23 protein-coding genes are annotated in these 23,161 nt (G+C 65.5%); 13 read left to right on the top strand and 10 right to left on the bottom strand.

The genetic code is table 11. The features are described 5' to 3' along the window. Positions 1–287 precede the first annotated feature (287 nt). On the top strand, positions 288–2,954 hold the full coding sequence (gene mprF / locus PI87_RS26550; RefSeq protein WP_039600745.1) for a bifunctional lysylphosphatidylglycerol flippase/synthetase MprF: 2,667 nt from the start codon (positions 288–290) through the stop codon (positions 2,952–2,954). Continuing rightward, positions 2,951–4,762, top strand: a complete 1,812-nt coding sequence (locus PI87_RS26545) for a virulence factor (RefSeq protein ID WP_039600744.1) — start codon at positions 2,951–2,953, stop codon at positions 4,760–4,762. The genes mprF and PI87_RS26545 overlap by 4 nt, the downstream gene beginning before the upstream one ends. Here PI87_RS26545 and PI87_RS26540 read toward each other — a convergent pair. Then, positions 4,759–5,733: an AraC family transcriptional regulator gene (locus PI87_RS26540; RefSeq protein ID WP_039600743.1), complete on the bottom strand. Its 975-nt coding sequence runs from the start codon at positions 5,731–5,733 to the stop codon at positions 4,759–4,761. The genes PI87_RS26545 and PI87_RS26540 overlap by 4 nt on opposite strands. Positions 5,734–5,876: 143 nt before the next feature. Between PI87_RS26540 and PI87_RS26535 the strand changes: the two genes are divergently transcribed. Further along, positions 5,877–6,731, top strand: coding sequence for an NmrA family NAD(P)-binding protein (locus tag PI87_RS26535; RefSeq protein ID WP_039600742.1), 855 nt, complete (start codon positions 5,877–5,879; stop codon positions 6,729–6,731). Between the two features lie 87 nt (positions 6,732–6,818). Further along, on the top strand, positions 6,819–7,523 hold the full coding sequence (locus PI87_RS26530) for a glycine-rich domain-containing protein (protein ID WP_039600741.1): 705 nt from the start codon (positions 6,819–6,821) through the stop codon (positions 7,521–7,523). Between the two features lie 8 nt (positions 7,524–7,531). Here the strand turns inward: PI87_RS26530 and PI87_RS26525 are convergent, their stop codons facing one another. The 3 genes from PI87_RS26525 to PI87_RS26515 form a co-directional block, all read right to left on the bottom strand. Then, positions 7,532–9,247: a SulP family inorganic anion transporter gene (locus PI87_RS26525; protein WP_039600740.1), complete on the bottom strand. Its 1,716-nt coding sequence runs from the start codon at positions 9,245–9,247 to the stop codon at positions 7,532–7,534. 87 nt (positions 9,248–9,334) lie between these two features. Continuing rightward, a complete protein-coding gene (locus PI87_RS26520) occupies positions 9,335–9,844 on the bottom strand; it encodes an alanine-rich signal peptide protein (RefSeq protein WP_039600739.1) in 510 nt (169 codons plus the stop codon). 206 nt (positions 9,845–10,050) lie between these two features. Beyond that, positions 10,051–10,974: a LysR family transcriptional regulator gene (locus tag PI87_RS26515; protein WP_039600738.1), complete on the bottom strand. Its 924-nt coding sequence runs from the start codon at positions 10,972–10,974 to the stop codon at positions 10,051–10,053. Between the two features lie 112 nt (positions 10,975–11,086). On the opposite strand from PI87_RS26515, the gene PI87_RS26510 reads away from it, so the two are divergent. Together PI87_RS26510 and PI87_RS26505 are read left to right on the top strand one after the other, a co-directional pair. Next, positions 11,087–11,836: an SDR family oxidoreductase gene (locus tag PI87_RS26510; protein WP_039600805.1), complete on the top strand. Its 750-nt coding sequence runs from the start codon at positions 11,087–11,089 to the stop codon at positions 11,834–11,836. Positions 11,837–11,892: 56 nt separating this feature from the next. After that, entirely contained in the window at positions 11,893–12,819 is a 927-nt protein-coding gene (locus PI87_RS26505; protein ID WP_039600804.1) for an alpha/beta fold hydrolase, read from the top strand. A 90-nt stretch (positions 12,820–12,909) separates the two neighbouring features. Here PI87_RS26505 and PI87_RS26500 read toward each other — a convergent pair whose 3' ends face one another. Beyond that, entirely contained in the window at positions 12,910–13,797 is an 888-nt protein-coding gene (locus PI87_RS26500; protein WP_084210111.1) for a LysR family transcriptional regulator, read from the bottom strand. 129 nt (positions 13,798–13,926) lie between these two features. Here PI87_RS26500 and PI87_RS26495 point away from each other — a divergent pair, with 129 nt between their 5' ends. From PI87_RS26495 to PI87_RS26475, 5 genes are all read left to right on the top strand, one after another. Then, a complete protein-coding gene (locus tag PI87_RS26495) occupies positions 13,927–15,345 on the top strand; it encodes an aldehyde dehydrogenase family protein (RefSeq protein ID WP_039600737.1) in 1,419 nt (472 codons plus the stop codon). 72 nt (positions 15,346–15,417) lie between these two features. Next, entirely contained in the window at positions 15,418–16,062 is a 645-nt protein-coding gene (locus PI87_RS26490; RefSeq protein WP_039600736.1) for a helix-turn-helix transcriptional regulator, read from the top strand. 7 nt (positions 16,063–16,069) lie between these two features. Then, positions 16,070–17,038, top strand: coding sequence for a threo-3-hydroxy-L-aspartate ammonia-lyase (locus PI87_RS26485; protein ID WP_039600735.1), 969 nt, complete (start codon positions 16,070–16,072; stop codon positions 17,036–17,038). Next, positions 17,035–17,424: a RidA family protein gene (locus PI87_RS26480; protein WP_039600734.1), complete on the top strand. Its 390-nt coding sequence runs from the start codon at positions 17,035–17,037 to the stop codon at positions 17,422–17,424. The genes PI87_RS26485 and PI87_RS26480 overlap by 4 nt, the downstream gene beginning before the upstream one ends. Positions 17,425–17,544: 120 nt before the next feature. Then, positions 17,545–18,417: a flagellar brake protein gene (locus PI87_RS26475; protein ID WP_039600733.1), complete on the top strand. Its 873-nt coding sequence runs from the start codon at positions 17,545–17,547 to the stop codon at positions 18,415–18,417. A gap of 7 nt (positions 18,418–18,424) precedes the next feature. On the opposite strand, the gene PI87_RS26470 is transcribed toward PI87_RS26475, so the two are convergent. Further along, positions 18,425–19,315, bottom strand: a complete 891-nt coding sequence (locus PI87_RS26470; protein WP_039600732.1) for a LysR family transcriptional regulator — start codon at positions 19,313–19,315, stop codon at positions 18,425–18,427. Positions 19,316–19,426: 111 nt separating this feature from the next. On the opposite strand from PI87_RS26470, the gene PI87_RS26465 reads away from it, so the two are divergent. Both PI87_RS26465 and PI87_RS26460 read left to right on the top strand, forming a co-directional pair. Further along, positions 19,427–19,864 carry a multidrug/biocide efflux PACE transporter gene (locus PI87_RS26465; RefSeq protein ID WP_039600731.1) on the top strand — a complete coding sequence of 146 codons (438 nt, stop codon included), beginning with the start codon at positions 19,427–19,429 and terminating at the stop codon, positions 19,862–19,864. A gap of 131 nt (positions 19,865–19,995) precedes the next feature. Further along, the gene (locus tag PI87_RS26460) at positions 19,996–20,634 is read left to right on the top strand and encodes a helix-turn-helix transcriptional regulator (protein WP_039600730.1); all 639 of its coding nucleotides are present in this window, start codon (positions 19,996–19,998) and stop codon (positions 20,632–20,634) included. 71 nt (positions 20,635–20,705) lie between these two features. Here PI87_RS26460 and PI87_RS26455 read toward each other — a convergent pair whose 3' ends face one another. The 4 genes from PI87_RS26455 to PI87_RS26440 form a co-directional block, all read right to left on the bottom strand. Continuing rightward, positions 20,706–20,924 carry a DUF1059 domain-containing protein gene (locus PI87_RS26455; protein ID WP_039600729.1) on the bottom strand — a complete coding sequence of 73 codons (219 nt, stop codon included), beginning with the start codon at positions 20,922–20,924 and terminating at the stop codon, positions 20,706–20,708. Between the two features lie 138 nt (positions 20,925–21,062). Next, positions 21,063–21,593, bottom strand: coding sequence for a DUF3455 domain-containing protein (locus PI87_RS26450; protein ID WP_039600728.1), 531 nt, complete (start codon positions 21,591–21,593; stop codon positions 21,063–21,065). A 38-nt stretch (positions 21,594–21,631) separates the two neighbouring features. Next, positions 21,632–22,030: a DUF488 domain-containing protein gene (locus PI87_RS26445; protein ID WP_039600727.1), complete on the bottom strand. Its 399-nt coding sequence runs from the start codon at positions 22,028–22,030 to the stop codon at positions 21,632–21,634. Positions 22,031–22,061: 31 nt separating this feature from the next. Further along, complete coding sequence (locus PI87_RS26440; protein ID WP_039600726.1) at positions 22,062–23,090, bottom strand: ABC transporter substrate-binding protein; 1,029 nt, start codon at positions 23,088–23,090, stop codon at positions 22,062–22,064. Positions 23,091–23,161 lie beyond the last annotated feature (71 nt).

The raw sequence follows: 23,161 nt of genomic DNA, 5'->3' as shown, positions 1-23,161 counted from the left end.
CAGAAACAATCGTGCGAATTCAGCACACGCGCAATGCGGAGCAACCGGTGCGCCGGTCGGACACGGTTCCGGCCCGGACGACAACAAGCCAGCACCGGCAAGTCGGGGTCAATGCATGATGTCGATGCCGAACATGCGGCAGCCGGGCGCTTTGCCCGTAGCTATGCTTGCCGTCTCCCGTCTGCGTGCTGTGGGATTCGCCAATGGCACACCGCCGGCGCCCGTATTCCGTTCACCAGGTTCGGATCGGGCGCGTAACCAACGCCAGCGGGATTTCGTTTTCCACCATGCCTGACGCCGCGTCCCACGACGCCAGTCCCAAACCTCACCGATCGCCGGTCAAGCAAGCGGCGCCCGCGCCCGCAAACGGCGCCGCACCTGCTGAATCTGCGGCTGTCTCGCGCCCCGGCTTTGGCCTGGGCAGCTGGGCCGTGATCGGCATCGTGCTGATTCTCGGCGCGCTGGTGTTCGACAGCCTGTATGCGCTGCTCGACCACGTGCATTACGCCGACATGGTTGCCGCAATGCAGGCCACGCCACGCGCGCATGTGTGGCTGGCCATCCTGGCCACCGCAGCGAGCTATGTCGCCCTCACCGGCTACGATGCCTCCGGCTTGCGCTATGCCGGCGCGCAGATGGCGCCAGGTACGGTCGCCACCACGTCCTTCATCGCCTATGCGCTGGGCAACACGGTTGGCCTGGGTTCACTGACGGCCGGGTCGGTGCGCACGCGCCTGTATACGGCAGCCGGCCTGGATGCCGCGCGCGTGACCGAGGCGGTCGCCTTTGATGCGAGCGCGCTGGGTGTGTCCACAACGGCGTTCGGCGCGATCGGGTTGCTGTGGGGCGCTTCCCACATTGCGGACATCACGCACCTGCCGGCGGCGCTGCTGGAGGCCGTCGCGCTGCTGGTGCTGGCGGGCGTGTTCGTGCTGTTGGCGCTGTGCATGCGGCAGCGCCACGTCACACTGTTTGGCCGGTGGGAGATCCGCCCGCCGCCGCCAGCGCTGGCGGCACGCCAGTTTGTGATTTCAGCGGCAGACCTGGCTGCGGCCGCAGCGGCGCTGTGGGTGCTGATGCCGGCGGGCGCGGTTGACCTGCCCACCTTCGTCGCCTTTTACGCGCTGGCTGTCACGCTGGGCGTGCTGAGCCAGAGCCCGGGCGGCCTGGGTGTGTTCGAGGCGGTCATCCTGCTAGGCTGCAGCGGTCAGGCGCCGCCAGCCGAGGTGCTGGCCGCATTGCTCTTCTACCGTGCCATCTATTTCCTGCTGCCGCTGGTGGTGGCTGCCGCCATGCTGGGGGTGTTCGAGCTGCGCTCGGGCGCGGGGGCACCCTTTGCTGCCCCATTCGGCCGCGCGGCGGTCAAGCTGTCGCCCGGTCTGCTGGCGGCGCTGACGATGGTGGCGGGCGTGATGCTGCTCGTCTCCGGCGTGACCCCTGCCACGGATGAAGCCGAAGACCTCCTGCGCATGCACGTGCCGCTGTTCGTGGTGGAGGCCTCGCACATGATCGGCAGCGTGGCGGGGCTCATCATGCTGTTTGTCGCACGCGGTCTGCTGCACCGGCTGGACGCTGCGTGGTGGGCGGCGCTGGTGCTGTCGCTGCTCACCGGCGTGCTGGCGCTGCCCAAAGGCATTGCGGTGTCGGAGATGGTGGTGCTGGTCACGCTGGCGGTGCTGCTGATCATCTCGCGCCGGCAGTTTGATCGGCCGTCGTCGCTGTTCTCGCAGCGGCTGGAGACGGGCTGGCTGGTTGCCATGGCGTGCGTGTTTGTCGCCTGCGTGTGGATTCTCTTCTTCGCCTATCGTGAGGTGGCTTATGCCAATCAGCTCTGGTGGCAGTTCACCTTCGACGGCGATGCGCCGCGCTCCATCCGCGCGCTGATGGCGGTGGCCGTAACGGGCCTGGGCTTCGGCATGTGGCAGCTCTTCCGCCGCGAACCGGGCGAGACCACGTGCCCGAGCACTGAAGAGCTGACCCGCGCCGCCGACATCATCCGCAAGCAGCCCGCTGCAGATGCTGCGCTTGCGCTGATGGGCGACAAGAGCCTGCTGTTCTCGCCGTCTGGCAACGCTTTCATCATGTATGCCAAGCAGGGGCGCTCGTGGGTGGCACTGGCCGACCCGGTGGGTGCGCAGCAGGAGTGGCCCGAGCTGATCTGGCGCTTTATCGAGATGGCCGATGCGCACGGTGGCCGCGCGGCGTTCTACAAGACGCGCCCGCAAACGCTGCCGCTATACCTCGATGCCGGCCTGCGCGCCTACAAGCTGGGCGAAGAGGCGTATGTGTCGCTGCCCGAGTTCAGCCTCAAGGGCTCGCGACGCGCCAACCTGCGCCATGGCGTGACGCGCGGCGAGCGTGAGGGGCTGTCGTTCGAGATCGTGCCGGCCGAAGGCGTGCCGGCTGTGCTGGATGAGCTGCGTGCCATTTCCGATGAATGGCTGCACAACCAGAACGCGCGTGAGAAGGGCTTCTCGCTGGGGGCCTTTGATGATCGTTATGTGCTCAGCCAACCGGTGGCCATCGTGCGGCGCGAGGGCGCCATCCTCGCGTTTGCCACGCTGATGTGCCCGGACGTGCTGCGCATTGAAGCGAGTGTCGACCTGATGCGCCAGCGCGGCACCGTGCCGCCGGGCACCATGGATTTCCTCTTCGGCAAGCTGATCCTGCACTTCCAGGCCGAGGGCTATCAGCGTTTTGGCCTAGGGATGGCGCCGATGTCGGGCATGGTTGAGCATGAGCTTGCGCCGCGCTGGCACCGCTTCGGACGGATGATGTTCCGCCACGGCGCGCGCTTCTACAATTTCCGTGGGCTGCGCAGTTTCAAGGACAAATTCGAGCCGGTGTGGGAACCCCGCTACCTGCTCGCACGCGGCGGGTTGGCGCCGCTATTCACATTGACAGATGTTGCCGCGCTGATTGGCGGCGGGTTGAAGGGAGTGATCTCCAAATGAGTTGGCAAGCACCGCGCACGCAAGAGGCGCGGCATAGGGGAGTGCAACACACCGGGCAGTGCATGCTGGCTGCGGCCGCCATGGCAATGGTGTGCTGGCTGACGGCATCGCCGGCCTTGGCAGCAGATGCGCCTGCGGCAGCTTCGGCACCCAGGCCCATGCCAGTGCAGGGGCCAGTGCTGGTGCCGACGGTGGGCATGACCGGCGCCAGCGGCGTGACGGCAGTGCCACCGCAAGGCGGCATGAATAGTGATGCGCCGCCGCGCCTGCAGATGAGCGCCGCTGCCGTGACTGCCAACAAGGCGGCCAACGGCGGCGTGCTGTCGCTGCCCGTGGTGGCGCCGGCCACACCGGCGGCTGCGCCGGGCGCTGTCGAGTTCGTCACGCATGGCCGTTTTCGTGACGTGCCGGTCTACAAACCCAAAGGCGAGATCCGTTCCGTCGTGTTGATGCTCTCGGGTGACCAGGGCTGGACGCCTGCCACCTCGCGCATGGCGCAAAGTCTGGCGGAGCAGGGCGCGCTGGTGGCCGGCTTATCCACGCCCGCGCTGTTTGCCAGCCTTGAAGCGGACCTGGGCGACTGCGCCTTCCCCGATGGCGATCTGGAAAACTTCAGCCGCTTCCTGCAGGCCTACGAGAAGGTGCCGGGCTACTACCCGCCCATCCTCGTCGGCGACAACGAAGGCGGTGCGCTGGCCTACGCGATGATCGCGCAGGCGCGCCCGAACATCTTTGCCGCGGCCATGTCGATGGAATTCTGCCCGGTGCTGGAGCTGCGCAAGCCGCTGTGCAAGGGCGAGGGCGTGCACTTCAGCCGTCGCCAGAGCGAGAGCCGCACCACCGCCAAGCGCACGAAGCCGCCTGAGAACGCGGGTGTCGTGCTGCTGCCGGCCACGAAGCTGTCGGCGCCGTGGGTGGCGCTGCAATCGAGCACGCTCACGCCGTTTGCGCGCCGCTCCGGCCCGCTGTGCGAGGCACGCGCCACGCAAACCTTTATCGACACGATTTCCGGTGCGCAGTCGGTGGCGCTGCCGAATGTGCAAACAGCGGTGCAGCCGACTGCGCCGGGCGCCGCCAACGTGCCCCCCGTGACGGCAAGCGAGCCGTTCAAGGCCGCCTTCGCCAAGCTCAACGCGCAGCGCAAGCCGCCGCCCCCGCCGCCGCCTGCGGCCGTGTCGGACCTGCCCATCATTGAAGTGGCTGCGCAGCCGGGTACGTCGTCAGAGCTGTTTGCGATCTTGCTGTCGGGGGACGGTGGCTGGGCCGGGCTCGACAAGGAAGTGGCGGCCGCGTTGTCCAAGTCAGGCGTGCCGGTGGTCGGCATCGACTCGCTGCGCTACTTCTGGAGCCCGCGCACGCCGGCCTCCGCCGCGGCCGACATGGATCGCTTGGTGCGCTTCTACGCGTCGCGCTGGAAGAAGAACAAGGCGCTGCTGATCGGCTATTCGCAGGGCGCGGATGTGCTGCCCTTCATCGTCAACCGACTGCCGGCCGCATCGCGCGAGCATGTGGCGCTGGCCGTGATGATGGGTCTGGGCAAGCGTGCCGACTTTGAATTCCACATGACCAACTGGGTGTCGAGCAGCGCCTCGGGCTTGCTGATCCTGCCCGAAGTGCAGAAGCTGCCGGCGGGCCTGGGCATGTGCATCTACGGCAAGGAAGAGAAGGACACCAACTGCCCGGGCCTGGACCCGAAACAGGTCCAGCTCGTGAAGCTGCCGGGCGGCCATCACTTTGACGGTGACTACGCCAAGCTGGCGCGCATCATCCTGGAAGGTGCGCGCGCATCGGGCACGGCTGCGCGCTAGGCCATTGCTTCCGGGGCCGTGCTGCGCCGCGCGGCTCCGGGCGTTACTCCGTTGAATCGCTTGAATGCCCGGCTGAACGCTGCCTCCGACTGGTAACCCAGCCGGCTGGCGGCTTCGGCCAGCGGCAGGCGTTCTTCCTGCAGCCAGCCCAGCGCAATCTGCATGCGCCAGCGTGCAACGTATTGCATGGCAGGCTCCCCCACCAATCGTGTGAAGCGTGCGGCAAATGCCGAGCGAGACATCGCGGCGGCTTCGGCCAGTGCGCCGAGTGTCCATTCCCGCGCAGGCTCGCGATGGATCAACGCCATCGCGCGGCCGATCTGCCTATCCTGCAACGCTCCCACCCAACCGCTGCGCGCGGCCGGATCGCGCTCAATCCAGTCCCGGATGGCGAGGATCACGAGAATGTCCGCCAGCCGCGTCACCATGGTCTCGCCGCCCGGCTGGGGCGTGCGTGCTTCAGCGGCCATGAAGCGCAGGGTCTGGTCGATCCACTGCGCGTGCGGCGACTGCCGGCTGTCGATGCACAGCGCCGCCGGCAGCAGTGCCGCCAGCCGTTGCGCCGCGGGATGGCCGAAGCGCACGGCTGCACAGATCATTTGCGCGGGCTCGCCGCTGCCGCCGTGGCGCAGCACTTCATAGCGCTCGCTCATCAACTCGCGCGGCAGGTCGAACAGGCCGGCACAGGCGACGCCCGGCTGGCTGGTCAGCCGGTGCCCGGTGCCGCGCGGCACGATGGCCAGATCGCCGGGAGCGAGCGGGCGTGCCGGTTCGCCGTCTACCTCCAACCAAGCGCGGCCGCTGGCCACCACGTGCAGCATCATGCAGTCGGGCATGGGCGGCAGCGCCAAGCCCCATGGCGCAGAGAACTCCGAGCGGCAATAAAACACGCCGTTCATGCGCAGAAAGTGCAGCGCCTCGCCCAGCGGGTCGATGTGGGTCCAGGGAGGAGGGGTGTTCGTCAACGTCATGGAGACATCCTGAGCGACAACACGGCCATTGTGCGCCGATCTGGACGATCGAGCATCAATCGCGGATGCATGATCACATCAGGAACGGGCCAGCTTTCCATACTGGAGGCGTCTTCCACCACAACGCCTTCAGGAGTTTCGCCATGCAGATCGTCCAGGCTTCCCCCGTGTCTTCTGTCCTCGTCCTGGGCGCCACCGGCAAGACCGGCGCCCGCGTTGCCCAGGGTTTGCGTGCCCACGGCGTGACCGTGCGCGAAGGCTCGCGCAAGGCCAACCCGGCCTTTGACTGGGAAGACCAGACAACTTGGCCCGCAGCACTGGCCGGCATGGACGGGGTCTACATTACCCATCAACCGGACCTGGCCGCGCCGGGGGCGGAGGTTGCCATCCACGCATTTGTTGCGGCGGCCAAGTCAGCGGGCGTGCGCCATCTCGTGCTGCTCTCTGGCCGTGGCGAGCCCACTGCGCAGCGCTGCGAAGCCATCGTGCAGGGCAGCGGCCTTGCGTGGACGGTGCTGCGCGCCAGCTGGTTCAACCAGAATTTCAGCGAAGGTCATCTGCTGGAGTCCGTGCTGGCTGGCGTGATTGCACTGCCCGGCGGCAACGTCGCCGAGCCGTTTGTCGACGCGGGCGATCTGGCCGATGCTGCCGTCGCCGCCTTTACCGACGCACGCCACATCGGCCAGCTGTACGAGATGACCGGCCCGCGCGCGCTGACCTTTGCCGAAGTGGCCGAGATCCTGAGCGGCGCGCTCGGCCGCGACATCCACTATCAGCCGATGGAACCAGGCGCGTACGTCGACATGCTCTCTGACTACGTGCCGCGCGAGTTTGCGGAATTTCTTGGTGGGCTGTTTGCCGAGGTGCTCGATGGCCGCAACGTGCACTTGACCGATGGTGTGCAGCGTGCGTTGCGCCGGGCGCCGCGGGATTTTGCGGACTATGTGCGGGAGGTGGTGAAGACCGGGGCATGGGACGTGGCAGAGGCCGTCCGATAGCACATTCGAGTATTACCGGAGCATCACGTGGTCTGCTAGGCGGCGCGGCATAATGGCCGAGCCAAAAACACGATTCGGGGGGATCGGATGGCAGCACTCCAAACCGGAGTCATCGTTGTCGGCTTGATTGCCACGCTGGCCGCATTTTCCGTTCGAGGGCGCTTCAAGGAGGAGCACCGCGAAACGTTCATCCAGAACTACCAGTGGCCACCCGGCTTGCTGGAACGCTTTGCCGAGAAGCACCCTGACCTGACCCCCGCCCAGCGCGAACAGGTCGTGCGCGGGTTGCGACAGTTCTTCATCGTCCACCTGCGCAGCGATTGCGACTATGTCTCGATGCCCTCGCGGGTGGTCGATGACCTGTGGCACGAGTTCATCCTGTACACGCGTGAATACCGCGATTTCTGCAGCCGCGCGTTCGGCAAGTTCCTGCATCACTTGCCATCCGCAGCGCTTTCACCAGTGCGCAAACGCGCCAACGTGGGGCTGCGCCGCACTTGGTGGTGGGCTTGCCAGGCGGAGTCGATCAACCCGCGCAAGCCCGATCGCCTGCCGCTGCTGTTCGCCATTGACCGGCAGCTCGCCATTCCCAAGGGCTTTCACTACGTGCCGGACTGCGCCACCATCCTGCCCGGCGGCGATGTCATGCAATGCGGTGCCGATTTCGCCAGCCGCCGCATCGACGGCACCATTGAGGGCTTTGGTAGAAAGCGTGACGGTGGTTGTGGCGGCGGCGGTTGTGCTGGCAGCGGTGGCGATGGCGGCGGCGGTTGTGGTGGCGGTGGGGACTGATCTGGCCGTCAGGCTTTGGGCTGCGCGCCGTCCGCCAACGACTGCACACACTCATCCACGCTCAACTCATGCAGCATCTCGGGCCGCAGCGTGCTGTCCGTGGCGCGTTGCAGGACAGTCAGTGCACGCGGTTTGAGCCGTACGAACATCAGTTGCAAACCGCGCGCCGCGCATTCCGCAGCAAAGATGCGCAATGCCTCAATGGCGGAGCCGTCCACGTCGGGCGTCTCTTCCAGACTCAGCATGATGGAGCGCAGCGGCGGTTGCTGCGGCGCTTGCAGCAGCGCGCGCACCTTGCCCAGCACACGCTCGGTGTTGGCGAAGAACAGCGGCACTTCCGGCCGCACGATCAGCACGCCGGGCAACGGCTTGGCATCGGGGTGCAACGACACGTCGACAAAATCGTGGCTATCGCGCAGACGGCCGAGCAGGCTGACGGTCGGCTCGGAGAGTTTGCGCAGCGTCAGCAACAGGCTCACGCCAATCGCTGCCAACAGCCCGTGCAGCACGCCCAGCACCAGCACGGCCAGCAGCGCGGCAATCACCACGAGCCGATCCCGATGCCACGACCAGTACGGCTTGAACACGCTCGGATGCAGCGAATGGCTGACCGCAAAGATCACGATGGCCGCCAGCACCGGCTCGGGAATACGCGCCAGTTGCGGCAGGAACAGCCACACGATCAGCGCCACGACAACCGCTGCGCATAGCCCGGCCAGGCGTGACTGCGCGCCGGCTGCCTCGTTGGCAGAGGTGGCGGAGTAACCCGCGCCCACAGGCATGCCGTGCAGCAGGCCCGAGAGTAGATTGGCGCAGCCCAGCGCGACGAGGTCTCGGTTGGCGTTGATGGTATCGCCGTGCTTGAGCGCGAAGTTGCGGATGGAGCCATACGACTCGGCGTAGAGGATGAGCATGAGCGCGAAGCCGAGTTCGATGCTCTGCATCCACTCCGCACGGCCCAGGTCGGGCATACCAAAGGTGATGTTCTGCAGGTCGATATGGCCGACCACGGCAATGCCGTACGCATGCCAGTCGAGCCAGTAGCCGGCCCCGATGGCCAGCACGATGACGACGAGCGTGGCCGGAATGCGGCCCCCCCAGCGCCCCAGGCCAAACAGCAAGGCCAACGCTGCTGCGCCCAATGCAGTGCTGTACGGGTTGGCGCTGGCTGCGCTGCTGAGCAGATCGAGCGCAATGCGCGGCGTGTCGCTGTGGTGCACGGTCACGTCGAGGATCTTCGGCAACTGCTTGATCGCAATCGTCAGCGCCAGCCCGAAGGTGAAGCCGCGCAGCACCGGCCGCGCGATGAAATCCGACATGCCACCCAGCCGCCCCACGCCCGCCAGGATGAACAGCAGCCCCGTGGCAATGATGAGCGCCGCCGCCAGCGTGAGCGCCGTGCCCGCGTTGCCGGGCTCGGAGAGCACCGTCGCAAACAGCACGGCAGCCGACGAGGACGTGGCCGAGACAATCGCAAAGCGGCTCGACCCGACCAGCGCATACACCACCAGCCCCGACAGCAGCGCGATCAACCCGGTCTGCGGCGGCAGGCTGGCAATGCCGGCATACGCAACGGCTTCGGGCAACAGCAGGCCCGCAATCGAGAACCCGGCAATCACGTCACGCAGCACGCGTTGCTGTGCTGGCATGGGCGGTGCATCCAGCGGTGCGTAGTGCTCGGGATGCTGGAGGGCTGTGGCGGGATGTTCGTAGCGTGGGGGCATGCGGTGCAACGGTGAGGCGGTGAGGCAAAAGGAATACGCCGCGACCCGGGGCGGGCCGCGGCGTGCGTGTTGCGCTTCAGGCGCGGCTTACTTGGTGCAGGCCTTGTTGTGGCTGGCGTGCATGCCTTGAGCCTTGGCGTCGGCCTCGGTCATGTAGGAGCCTTGCTTGGTCTTGCCATAGTAGCGGTCACCCGGGCAGTGGTAGACCTTGGTGGTGGTGTTTGCCCAGACCTTGTCCGGGCCGCCGCCAGGGGCGACAGTGCCTGTTGCTGCAGCGGCAGGCTTGGAGGCCGGTGCCGTTGCCGCGGCGGGTGCTGCCGGTGCAGCAGGCATGGCTGCTGCTGCCGGCGTGGCAGGTGCCGCAGCCGGTGCAGCGGCTGCCGTTGCGCCTGCAGCGCTGGCCTTCTTGTCGACGCCACCATGGCCGTGGCAGGCGCCCTTGAGCGTTGTGCCGCTGTATGGCGTGCCGTCCTTGCAGACCGCGTGGACAGCGGCAGGTGCAGCCGCCGGTGCCGTAGCTGGCGCGGCCGTGCCCTGTGCAAAGGCCGAGCCCATCACCAGCGTACCGATCGAAAACATCAACGCAGACAGTTTCATAACGAGACCCTCAACGAGGCACGGAGATACGTGCGTGACCGATTAACGTTGGCCGACAGTGCGCGTTGACCAAACCGAGGGTTTGTCTGAGGACAAACGCCCCAACGTTGATCATTCTGCAATAGTCGGTGCCTATGGTGCGCCGGCGGATCATGCGGCGTCGGCGCCATCCCAGCATAGGCAAGATCACACGGCCCGGTGAAGTTTCAAGTGAACGCGTCCACGCCCTGCACCAAGCGCTTGGCCAGCCTTGGCTGGCGTAGCTGCTCAAGCCACCACTGGAGTGCGCGGCCCTCGCCATCCGCGTTGCTGCGCCAGCCGACGTAGAGCAGGTTGGGTTCGCGCGGGTCAGTGGTGCGTTTTTCCACCAGATCGCCGCGCGTCAGTAGCGACGCCACGCGATGCCGTGGCAGCCAGCCCACGCCCAGGCCGTCGCGTTGGGCCAGCGTCTTGGCGTGCATGCTCGGCACGGCCAGCGTGGGTTGCCCGCTGAGCATGCCGTAGGCACGGCCCGCAGTGGTTCGTGCGGAATCGGCTACCACTACGGCGCGGTGCCGGGCGATCTCCTCGCGCGTGAGCGGCGCCTGGATAGCCGCCAGCGGATGCCGTGGCGACACGGCAAACACCCACTCCACCACGCCCAACTCAAACCACCCCAGGTTGGGGATGGACGGCGGCTCGTTAGTCGCCCCGATGACGAGATCGGCCCGCCCATCGCGCAGCGCTTCCCACGTGCCGGCCAGCACTTCGTGCGTGACACGTAGCGCCACGCCGGATTGCAGCGCATCGAATGCATGCATCACAGGCATGAGCGATTCGAACTCCAGCAACTCGTCGGTCACGATCCACAGCCGGTCTTCCCAGCCGTTGGCCACCTGCCGTACACGCTGCGTGATGCGCGATACGTCTTGCGCCAGCCGCGCGGCCTCTTCAGTGAGGAGCAGCCCCGCACGCGTCAGCTGCAGCCGATAGCGGCGCCGATCAAACAGCAGGGCGTCGAAACGCTGCTCCAGTTGCCGCGCCGCATACGACACGGTCGACGGCGCCTTGCCCAGTTGCGCCGCCGCGCGCGACAGGCTGCCCGTCTGGCGGATGGCTTCCAGCAGGGCCAATTCTTCGTCCGTCAACATGTGCAATTCCTTCGAACGTGTTCATCGTCCGGATCGTATGGCAAACCGCTTGCCCGCGTCCACACTGCAGTCACGCGATTGTTCAAGTTCAACTTATCCCATGGAGGACATCATGAATCGCTTCGAAGGCAAGACCGTTCTGGTCACTGGCGGCAACAGCGGTATTGGCCTGGCAGCCGCCCAGGCATTTGTGCAGGAAGGCGCCCGTGTGGTCATCACCGGGCGGGATGCGGTGGCGCTGGAAACGGCACGCGAAACGCTCGGCGCCAACGCTATCGCCATCCGCAATGAAACCGGCACTGTGGCTGCCGCACGCGAGCTGACGCGCCAACTGCAGGAGGCCGGTGTGCGTCTGGATGCCGTGTTCATCAACGCCGGCATGGCCAGGTTTGCCTCACTGACGGACGTGGACGAAGCCCTGTGGGACGCCACCTTCAACGCCAACGTGAAGGGCGCGTTCTTCCAGATCCAGGCGCTGCTGCCCATCCTCAACAAGGGCACGTCGATCGTGCTGAACGGCTCGATCAACGCGCGCATTGGCATGCCGAATTCGTCGGTCTATGCGGCGAGCAAGGCGGCGCTGATCTCGCTGGCGAAGACGCTGTCGGCGGAACTGCTCGGCTCGGGTATCCGCGTGAATGTGGTCAGCCCCGGCCCGGTGAGTACACCGATCTACGGCAAGCTCGGCCTGGATGCCGACACCCTGTCGGCCACCGCCGCGCAGATTCAGAGCCAAGTGCCGCTGGGCCGCTTCGGCCAGCCGGAAGAGATCGCGTCGACGGTGCTGCATCTGTCGGCGCCGGAATCGGCCTTCATTGTCGGCACGGAAATCATTGCCGACGGTGGCATGAGCCAGCTCTAAACCCACTCTTTGCTCTGCGGGCCGTGCACCGCGTGCGGTCCGCGCTGGAGATCATCATGAAGATTTTTCCCAACCTGGTGCGCCACCTGGGTGCCGCGCTCATCGGCCTGGCCGCGCTACAGGCGCATGCCGCGCCCACCGTGCAAGACCGCATCGTGGATGCTGCCGGCCTGCAAATCCACACGCTGCAAGCTGGCAGCGGCCCCGAAACCCCGGTCGTGCTGCTGCACGGCTATGCCGAAACCAGCCACATGTGGCTGCTGCTGATCCCACGCCTGGCCGATCGCCGCGTGGTGCTGGCACCGGACCTGCCGGGCGCGGGCACCTCATCGATTCCAGCCTCCGGCTTCGACAAGAAGACGCTGGCGCAAGACATCCACGCCATGGTGCTGGCCACGGGCCACCGCAAGGTCAAGCTGGTCGGCCACGACATCGGCCTGATGGTGGCGTACGCCTACGCTGCGCAGTACCCCGACGAGGTGGAAAGCATCACGCTCATGGACGCCTTCCTGCCCGGCGTAGGCGACTGGCAGAAGGTCTGGCTGCTGCGCGACCTGTGGCACTTCCACTTCTACGGCGACACGCCGCTCAAGCTGGTGCAGGGCCGTGAACGTATCTACTTCGAGCACTTCTGGAACGACTTTGCCGCCGATCCGAAGCACTCGGTGCCCGAGGCAAGCCGGCAGCTCTACGCCCGCACGTATGCACAGCCGGGCCGCATGGCCGCCGGGTTCGAGTACTTCCACACCTTCCCGCAGGACGCGGAAGACTTTGCCGGCTTCGCCAAAACACCGCTCAAGATGCCGATGCTCGTGCTGGCCGGCGAGAGGGCCTCCGGCGCGTTCCTGATCGAGCAGGCCAAGCTGGTGGCCACCAACGTGAACGGCATCACCGTCAAGGGTTCCGGCCACTGGCTGATGGAAGAGGCGCCCGAGCCGACGATGACGGAGCTGGTGCGCTTCATCAATACACCCGCTCAGTAATCTCAGCGGACACAGGTGACGCCGCCTTGGTAGGCGGCGTCATCCGTGCATCGACGTTTCCGCGCGGGTGGTGAAGCGGCTGGATGGGCCTCACGGGGCGGCCAGACGCAACGCGTGAATCAGATCGATGAGCGCCCGCAAGCGTGCTGGTACGAACCGATGGCCGGAGTAGTAGAGCCGTAACCCGCCAAATGGCGGACACCATGGCTCAAGCACGGGAACCAGTGCGCCGGACTTCAGTTCCTCTTCGATGAACCATTCCGAGATGAAGCCGATACCGAGCCCAAGCAGTACCGCCTGCTTGATGGCTGCCAGTTCATTCAGCACCATGCGCACGGGTAAATCCATCTGGAGTTTCTGACCGTTGTGCTCCAGTTCCCATTGGTAGATGCCACCGTGCGACATGCGCATGCCAATGCTTTGATGGCCAAGCAGATCACGCGGATGCTCGGGGCTTCCGTTGCGCTTCAGGTAATCGGGTGTCGCCACAACGAGCATGCGGATGTCGCGGGACAGCGGCACGGCAATCATGTCCTGCGGCACGGATTCAGCCAGGCGGATACCTGCGTCGAAGCCGTCGGCCACGATATCGATCATGCGCGACTCGGTCACGATGTCGATGCGCACCTGCGGATGGCGTTGCGCGTATTGGTAGAACAGCGGCTCCAGCAATAGAAACGCTGCGCCATGCGGCGCATTGATGCGTAACGTGCCGCTCGGTATGTTCGGGCCGGTGCTGGCTTCCTCGCCGGCGCTCTGAATCTCAGCAAGTGCGGGGGCAATGCGTTCGACATAGCGCCTGCCCGCATCGGTCAGCGCCACGCTGCGCGTCGAGCGGTTGAACAGGCGCACTTTCAACCGCGCTTCCAGCCCAGCGACCGCGCTGCTTACAGCCGTGGTTGACATGCCCAGCTCTTGCGCAGCGCCGCGAAAGCTGTTGCGGCGTGCCACGGCCAGAACCACTTCAAGTTCAGTCATTCCTGTGCGATGCATGGGCGCATTGTCCTGAATTTCAGGATGAAACATCATCGATAGGGCATCTTATCGGAATGGTAATGCGCTTCTAGACTGCGTGCATCGCAGCTCAATTTGTGAAAAGGACGCACGATGCAACGCATTGAACACATCTATATCAACGGCCAGTTTGTCCTGCCGCACGGCCAGGAATGGTTTGACCTCCATAACCCGAGCACCGAAGAGGTGATCGGCCAGGTGCGCCTTGGCGATGCGCAAGACGCGCAACGCGCGATTGCGGCGGCCAAGACGGCGCTTCCTGCCTGGGCGCGTACCACACGCGAAGAACGCATCGCTGCTCTGCGGCGCATGCATAAGGCGGTGGCCGCGCGTGAGGCTGATCTGCTGGAGGCCATCGTGGTGGAGTACGGCGCCCCTGTGGAACGTGGCCGTTGGATGGCGACCTATCCAGCGGATGTCATTGCCCAGGCGATTGATGCACTGGAGTCTTTCGCGTTCGAGGAACAGGCCGGAGCGGCTCGGGTGATCCTGACGCCCGTCGGCGTTGCCGGTCTCATTACCCCCTGGAACAGCAATGCCGGATTCATCTGCAACAAGCTCGCGACCGCATTGGCGGCAGGTTGTACCGCCGTCATCAAACCGAGCGAGATGAGCGCAATGCAGACGCAGGTCATCGCACAGGCTCTGCATGAGGCTGGCTTGCCTCCGGGCGTGTTCAACATCGTCAATGGCCGTGGCGATGTGGTCGGTGAAGAAATCGCGCGCCATCCAGACATTGCCAAGATTTCGTTCACGGGTTCGTCCGCGGTGGGGCAGCATCTGGTGAGCACTGGTGCCGCCACGATGAAGCGCATGACGTTGGAGCTGGGGGGCAAGTCGCCCACCGTGGTGCTTGATGACGCGAACTTCCGGGACATCATGCCGCTCGTGCTCCACGCCGGCTTCATGAACAGTGGCCAGGCGTGCATTGCAGGCACCCGCATTCTGGTGCCGCGCAACAGGCTTGCGGAGTTTGAGGACATCGCAAAGGAAGCGGTTTCGCATATCCGATCTGGCGATCCGCGCGATGCCGCGACCGACATCGGCCCAATGGTCAGCGCCAAACAGTGGGAGCGGGTACAGAACTACATCCGCATTGGTCAGGAAGAGGGCGCGACCCTGCTTGCAGGCGGTGAGGGGCGGCCCGATGGCCTGCGTGCCGGGTGGTTCGTCAAGCCCACGATTTTTACCCGTGCCACCAACCAGATGCGCATTGCGCAAGAAGAGATCTTTGGCCCGGTGCTCACCATCATTGCCTACGAAAACGAGGCTGACGCCATCACCATTGCCAACGATACGCGCTACGGTTTGAGCGCCATGGTGCTGGGCCAGGATGTGGCACGTTGCGAGCGCGTGGCGCGCCAGATCGATGCGGGCCGAGTGCTTATCAACACCTTGGCCCATGAACCTCGCGCACCGTTTGGCGGCTTCAAATATTCCGGGCTGGGCCGGGAGATGGGCAAATGGGGGATGAACGCCTATCTGGAACCCAAGACCATGCTGATGGCGTGATGTTGCCTGGGCGGTGACCACTGGGCATCGCGATATTGACGAAATGTCAGTAATTGACGTATCGTCAATGCCATGAAATCTGCCGAAGAAAACGGCCTTCTGTTGCGCGAAGGCCGCAAGATCGTCGAAGCGCTGGGTAAGACACTCGCGCCACTGGTGGAGGTCGTGCTGCACGACCTGACCGACCCCGATCATTCCGTCGTCGCCATTGCCAACAACCTCTCGGGCCGCCAGGTAGGCGACGCCGTTACCGAGCTGGGTCTGGCGCGCCTGGCTGATCCGGACTTCCCCGAGGTCATCGAGAACTACGCCAACCGGTTTCCCGATGGACGCCCCGCCAAGAGCACATCCATCGGCCTGAAGAACAGCCGTGGCGAATACGTAGCCGCCATCTGCCTGAACATGGATGTGTCCATGCTGAGCGCGGTGACGACCGGCCTCACGCAACTGATGCGCGTTGACGTGGCCGCGCCGCCGGTGCCTGAATCATTGGGTTCGCGCCGCGTGGAAGACGTGCGCGCCGCACTCGAACGCTTTGCCGCCGCGCGCAACACCACACCCATGGCCATGTCGCTCGACCAGCGCCGTGAAGCCATGCGCGAACTGGCCGCCAGCGGCCTGCTGAACCTGCGCCGCGCGCTGACCGAAGTCGCGCAAACGCTGGGCGTGGCGCGCTCCACCGTCTACACCTACCTTCCCGAGAACTCTCCAACCTGAGCCCGCCATGAGCCTGCCCATCTCTTACGACGACGTTGTTGCCGCCCACGCCCGCCTGCAGGGCGTCGCCCACAAGACGCCGGTGCTGACGTCGAGCACCGCCAACGCCATGACCGGCGCCGAGCTGTTCTTCAAGGCTGAGAACTTCCAGCGCATGGGCGCGTTCAAGTTTCGTGGGGCGTACAACGCGCTGTCGCAGTTCACGCCGGAGCAGCGCAAGGCGGGTGTGATCACGTTTTCGTCGGGCAACCACGCGCAGGCGATTGCGCTGTCGGCGCGGTTGCTCGGCATGCGCGCCGTCATCGTCATGCCCAAGGACGCACCGGTCGTGAAGGTGGAGGCCACCCGCGGCTACGGCGGTGAGGTGGTGTTCTTCGACCGCTACACCGAAGACCGCGAAGCCATCGGCCGCAAGCTGGCAGAAGAGCACGGCTTGACGCTAATCCCGCCGTACGACCATCCGCACGTGATGGCTGGGCAGGGCACGGCGGCCAAGGAGCTGATCGAAGAGGCCGGCCCGTTCGACGTGGTGCTCGCACCGCTGGGTGGTGGCGGACTGCTCTCGGGTACCGCCACGGCAGTGCGCGCGCTGAACCCCGCGTGCAAGATCATCGGCGTGGAACCCGAGGCCGGCAACGACGGCCAGCAGAGCTTCCGCAAGGGCGAGATCGTCCATATCGACACGCCCAAGACGCTGGCCGACGGCGCGCAGACGCAGCACCTGGGTAACTACACGTTTGCCGTGATCCGCGAGCTGGTCGACGACATCGTCACCGTGAATGATGCGGAACTGGTGAGCACGATGCAGTTCTTCGCCAGCCGCATGAAGGCCGTGGTTGAGCCGACCGGTTGCCTGGCTGCGGCTGCCGCACTGACCGGCAAGGTGGACGTGCGCGGCAAGCGCGTCGGCGTGATTCTGTCGGGCGGCAATGTGGATTTGCAGCACTTTGCCAAGCTGGTACTGGAGATCGCATGAGCGACGCGCGCTATCTGAACGCGCCGGATTTGCGCCCGCCTGCGGGGCACTACTCGCACGCCGTCTGCGCGAACGGCTTTGTGTTTGTAGCGGGGCAGATTCCCGTTACGCCCACTGGCGAAAAGCTCGTCGATGCACCGTTTGAGACGCAGGTGCTGCAGGTCCTGTCCAACCTGGATGCGGTGCTTGCCGCTGCGGGCACAGACCGTTCGCGCCTGGTGCAGGTGCGCGTGTACGTGACCGACATGGAAACGCACTGGCCCGCGTTCGACGCGCTCTATCGCGCGTGGATCGGGGAGCTGCGCCCGGCGCGTGCCGTGGTGCCGGTGCCGACGCTGCACTACGGCCTGGCCGTCGAGATCGAGGCAACTGCACTGGCGGGTTGATGCACATCACGTGTGGAGGTTGACCTCCGTCCGTTCGCCATCCAATGTTGCAAAATGTCAGCCATGCCTGCCTGGGCACGCGCGGCCCGGCTCAACCTTGAACGCGACGGACAATCTCCCATGACCCAAACCACGCGGCAGCTTGCGCCAGAAGATGTACCGGTCGGCCAGCCACTGCCCTTTGCTCTCGTGGATAGCGCCAGCCGGTTGCTGCTGCCTGCAGGTGTGGTTGTGCCCGATGCGGAGGCCGTGCGGTTGCTGTTTCTGCACGGCGCGGTGATGGCGGCCGCGCCTGCGGTGGACGCACCTGCCGTGGCGCCGCCGGTTGAGTCCACAGAAGGCAAGCCGCGCTTGGCTGCGACAGGTCTGTCGATCGGCACCGTTCTGCAAGTGCAGGAGAAAGCGGCACCGTTGCGCGGTCCGCTGCCATGCCGCCTGATCGGCTACATCGAGGGCGAGGCCATCTTCATCACGCAACCCGCCGATAGCAAACGCACGCTGCGCCCCGAGGTGCGTGACGTGCTGCTGCTGCGCGGCTTCTCAGGCCGCGAGGTGGTGAGCATGATGTGCAGCGTGGTGGCAGCGGGGCAGTTTCCCTCGCCGTATCTGGTGCTCTCCATGCCGGCCAAGGTGCACAAGATGCCGTTGCGCAGCGCCAAGCGCGTGCAGGTGCGTATTGGCGCGACGCTGCGCGCAGAGGGGCAGGCGGCCTCGCCCGCTGACCGGGTGGCTGTGCTGCGCGATATCTGCCTGAACGGTGCCCTCGTGCAAAGTGCCGGCGCCGCGTTCACGCCTGGCGAGCAGCTCGCGCTGAGTTTTAGCGCCTATGTCGATGGGCAGCAGGAAGATTTCTCCATCGCCGGCCACGTGGCCGGTACCGCGCCTGTGCAGGATGGTCCGGCGGGCTTCCCCTCGTTTGGCGTGGAGTTCTCGCTCTCGAAAGAGCAGACGGCGCAGCTCTCGCGCCTGATCATCGAGCGGCTGGACGAATAAGCCCCGCCTACGCCGTTTCCGCCAGCATCGTCTCCAGCAGCCACGCGCCGGCCTGGCCGAGCGTGCGCTTGCGTGACCACACCACATCGACCGGCACATGGCGGGGCCACCCGCGCGCATGCACTTCATGCAGGCGGTCGGCGGCAAAGTGGTCGACCAACCAGCGCGGCAGCTCTGTCCAACCGAAGCCCAGCATCGCCATTTCCAGCAGCATCAGATAGCTCGGCGCCGACCACCGGCGCAGGCTGCGCACGGGCGTGGTTTCAGCGCGGGGCCCGACCGGATCGACAAAGGTATTCAGGCGCAGCTCGCGCGCCTCGCGCAGCACCGCATGCGGCACTTCCTTGTCGCCATATTGCGCGAACGGATGCTGCCGCCCGACGAACAGGCCGATCTCCGATTGCTCGGCGATGGTGGCCGCGCCAATGTCGGGCGGATAGGCCGGCTGCGTCGCCACCAGCCCAAGTTGTGCGCGGCCCTGCTGGATGATGTCGAGCACGTCTTCGTACTCGGCAATCAGGCATTCGAGTTCCAGGTCAGGAAAGCGCTGTTCAAGCGCGGCCAGTGTCTGCTCGTAGCGGTCGGACTGGTACGTGTCCGACACCACCAGCGTCAGGCGCGCTTCCAGGCCGCCGGCCATCTGCGCGGCCAGGCGGTCCATCTGTTCGCTGGCTTCGAGCACGCGGCGCACCTGCGTGAGCATGGCGCGGCCCGCTTCGGTAAGCGTCGGCTGGCGCGTGCTGCGGTCGAACAGCGTCAGGCCCAGGTCGATCTCCAGATTGCCGATCGCCTCGCTCACGGTGGATTGCCGCTTGCCCAGCTTGCGCGCCGCCGCCGAGAACGAACCGAGCGTGGCGGCCTCCGCAAAGGCCAGCAGGGCTTCAGGGGAGTGACGCATGGGTGGCTCCAGATGGCGGTATCTGTTCAATATATCGGAAAAACCGATGTTATCGAACTGGATAAACTCGCTTCCGCCGATGAAAATCACGCCTATTCATCGGAGTCTTTCATGCAAGTCCCAGCCAAAACCCCCGTCGAGCGTGTGTTCCATGCGCTGTCCTTCGAACTCCTCGCCACCATCATCTGCGCGCCGCTGTTCAGCTGGATCATGGGCGTGTCGCTCGCGCACATGGGCGCGCTCACGCTCATGTTTGCCGCCGTGGCGATGGTCTGGAACATGATCTTCAACGCGCTCTTCGAGCGCGTGGAGCATCGCTACAAGCTCTCGCGCACCTTGGCCGTGCGCGTGGTGCACGCCTGCCTGTTCGAGGGCGGCCTGGTCGTGATGCTGGTGCCGCTGGGCGCGTGGTGGCTGAACGTGAGCCTGTGGGAAGCCTTTGTGATCGACATCGGCATCATGCTGTTCTTCCTGCCGTACACGTTCTTCTTCAACCTTGCGTACGACCACCTGCGCGCACGCTGGATGGCGCGTCGCGCGCTGGCCTGAGATTCTGGCCTAGGGCAAACGACGCAGCGCGCTGGCAGGCGCGCTTTCTATAATGAAATCCTTTTCCGCGATGGGGGTATCAAGGCGCATCGGCTGTGAGTCCTGGCGCCTGTCGTGCCCGTATTTCATCCATGCCGCGTTTTGCCGCCGTGCCCTCCCATGCCTCGGCAACCGCGCTGCGCCGGTGTTATGAAGCGGCGTGCGCGGGTGATGCCGTGGGCATCATGAACGTGCTGCGCGATGCCTGCAGCGCGGATCATGCTGCGGCAATGGTCCGCTGGCGGGTGGATGGCCGCTTGCATTGGGCCGCCTCGCACGGCGCGCATACGGTGGATCTGCTGATGCACGCGGCGCGCTGCGATGGTGTGGATGCCTGGCCGATGGCCGATGCGGAAGTCCGTGGCGCGGTGTGGCTGGACTACCGCGTGCGTGGTGTGCCGCTGTTGGCCAAGCGGTCAGCGCCGCGGGATCTGCTGCCGCATCTTGCGCAAGCCCTGCCGCTTTGCTGGCAGCGCGTTGCCGCCCGCGCCGGCATTGCGCCGCCGCAATCCCCCAGTCTGTGGATCACTGACGTGTTCCGCCTGACCCCGCGTGAGGCCGATGTGGCCGATCTGCTCGCGCGCGGTGCGGACCCAGCATGCATTGCGCGCACGCTGGGTATCTCGCTCGACACGGTGCGCACGCACCTCAAGCACGTCTATCGCAAGACCAATACGCATAGCCAGTGCGATGTGGTGCGGTTGATGCTGGCGTCGTCGGCGCGCCGTTAGGCAGACGTTTGCGCGGCTGCGCAATGGATCGCTGCGCGTTTTCCACGCATCTGGAACGGCCTACGCCACCGTCATGCGGTTGCCATTGGCGGCCGTTCGGTGGTGGGTGTGCCGTCCTTGAATAGGGTTTGCAGTTGCGCGCGCAGCTCGGGCGAGTCCGTGTGCTTGTGCACGGACACAGCATGCTGCACCGCCGCCTCCAGCAACTCAGCGTCACTGTCGGCGCTGATGGCGACCGAGCAGTTGTTCTCGCTGGGGAAGGCACGGCAATCGATGTAGCGGCGGCCCATGGCGGTACTCCTGAAATGACGATGGCGCGCGGCGTGTGATGCCGGTCGCGCGTACCTTTGTTATAGGTTCGCCCAGGGTTGTACATCGTCCCCCGCATGGGGTAGGGCCGCTGCCTTCTGTAGCGCAGTGCCAATCGATCAGTCGAGGAAGACGTATTGCGCCAGGTAGGGGCTGCGGCCCTCCTGGCCCTCTTCGGTGCAGGGCTGCGCGGGTGCGATGCCGCCATGGGTCTGCAGCCGCTGTACATAGCGTGCGCTGCTCAACAGCCCCACGCTGCCCGCACTGGTTGCCTGCAACAGCAGCATCGGAATGGCACCGGCCTCAGCGCTGTTGGCCACCTGCTGCACAGCCTTGCCCGTGATCTTGCTGCCGTCAGCGGCTTCCCAAGTCGGGCCTGCACCGTGCTTGACGACGAGTTTTCCGGCGGCATCGTAGAGATCGGCCTGCGGCGCTTTGAAGACCCACGCCAGCGGTTTGTTGCCGTCGCGCTTGCAGACGTAGATCTGGACACCCGTTGCCGATAGCGTGGCGATGGTGTGGTGAGCATCGGCAGGCTGGAGCGCGGCGGGGGCGGTCTGCGCAATGGCCGTTTGCGCGGCAATCAATGCCAGTGCGAGCAAGAACCCGGCTGCGATGGGGCGTCGGAACGTGCGAGGCAGGTTGGGCATAGGTCGTCCTTGTGCAAGTGCAGGGCATGTGTCATGCGCTATGGAGCCACCTTCGCCCCGCGTTCCGTCAGCAGCTCGCGCAGCACAGACCGATGGCAGTGCGCTTCGTCTTCGCAATAGCAGCCGACGGACAGGTTGGTCTGGTGCGATAGCGCGGCCAGCATGTCGAGCAGACGCGCGGCATCGCCATCGCGCATCTCGGCGCGGAAGTGACGCACGAAGGTTTGCCAGCCCTTGTCATCGTGCGCGGCTTGTGCGGCCTGGGCCTGCTTGACGAGCTCGGGCGTGGGGGAGAGCAGCGGCATCCACACGTCGTAGAAATCGCGGCTGGCGAACTCTTCTTTCGGCACGCCGCGCGGCGGGCGCCGCACGGTGCCGATGCGCAGGCCTTCATCGGGAGAGCGCGGCTCGCCGAGGCGGACGATACGTAGTGCCATGAGATGTCTCCGTGCGGATGCCGCGTTGGGCTTACGAACCTTGCCGGCTTTGCACCGTCGGGAAGAACAGATCCTTCCACGATGCCGGCTTGTTCTTGAGCGTGCCCACGCGCTGCATGAACTCGGCGTAGTGTGCCACGCCCACCGGGGTGGTCGTGAAGCGCGAATCCGGATCGTCGAGGATCTTCTTCACCTCGTCCGGCGAGCTTTTCACCTTCGATTGCGCAATGTAGATCTGCGCGGCCTTGGTCTTGTCCTTGGCGATGAGCGCGTTGGCTTCATCCAGCGCGGCCACGAACGCCGCCGACAGCTTCGGGTTGGCGTCGTAGAACTTCTTGCTGGTGTAGGTCATGTCCAGCGTGATGTTGCCGAGTACGTCCACCGTGTTGAACACGCGGTGCAGGCCGGGCGCCGCGGCCTCAGTGTACGAGAACGGCGGCGAGGCCATGTGGCTGTTGATCTGGCTGCCGCCGGCCAGCATGACGGCGGTGGCGTCGGGGTGCGGCAGCGGCACGGTGATCGGGTCGAGCTTGTTGAATTGCTTGTCGCCGAAGGTTTTGGCAGCGGCCATTTGCAGCACCACGGCGGGGAGGGAGGTCTTGATGCCGGGGACGGCAATGCGGTCCTTCTCCGAGAAATCCGCCAGCGTCTTCACGTTTGGGTTGCGCGTCATCAGGTACATCGACGACGAGCTGAGCGACGACAGGCCGCGCACTTCCATGGCGCTGCCGCGGGTCTTGTCCCACAGCGTGAGGAAGCCTGGTACGCCCAGCGAGGCGATGTCGAGCGCGCCCGAGAGCATGGCGTCGTTGATGACGTTGCCGCCGTCCAGGATGCGGTAGCTGACCTTGACGTCGCCCAGGCCGGCGGCCTTGGCCTGCTTCTCGAGCAGGTGCTCGCTGGCCATCACCATGATGGGCAGATACAGGATGCCGTAGCCGTGGGAGATGCGGACTTCGCTGGCTTCTGCGTGGGCAGTGCTGATGGCGCCACCGAAGAGCGATGCTGCCAGCGTGGCGGCCATGGTTAGACGGAGGACGTTGCGGCGGGTTTGTTGCATGGGTTTGTCTCCTTGTCGTTGTCGATCTATATGTGTGTTGGTGGTTTGCTTCCGTTTCGTCCCCTGCCGGG

The sequence above is a fragment of the Ralstonia sp. A12 genome, from assembly GCF_000801955.1.
Taxonomy (GTDB): domain Bacteria; phylum Pseudomonadota; class Gammaproteobacteria; order Burkholderiales; family Burkholderiaceae; genus Ralstonia.
The sequence above is the reverse complement of the archived record's forward strand: the minus strand, read 5'-3'. Positions and strand labels throughout refer to the sequence as shown.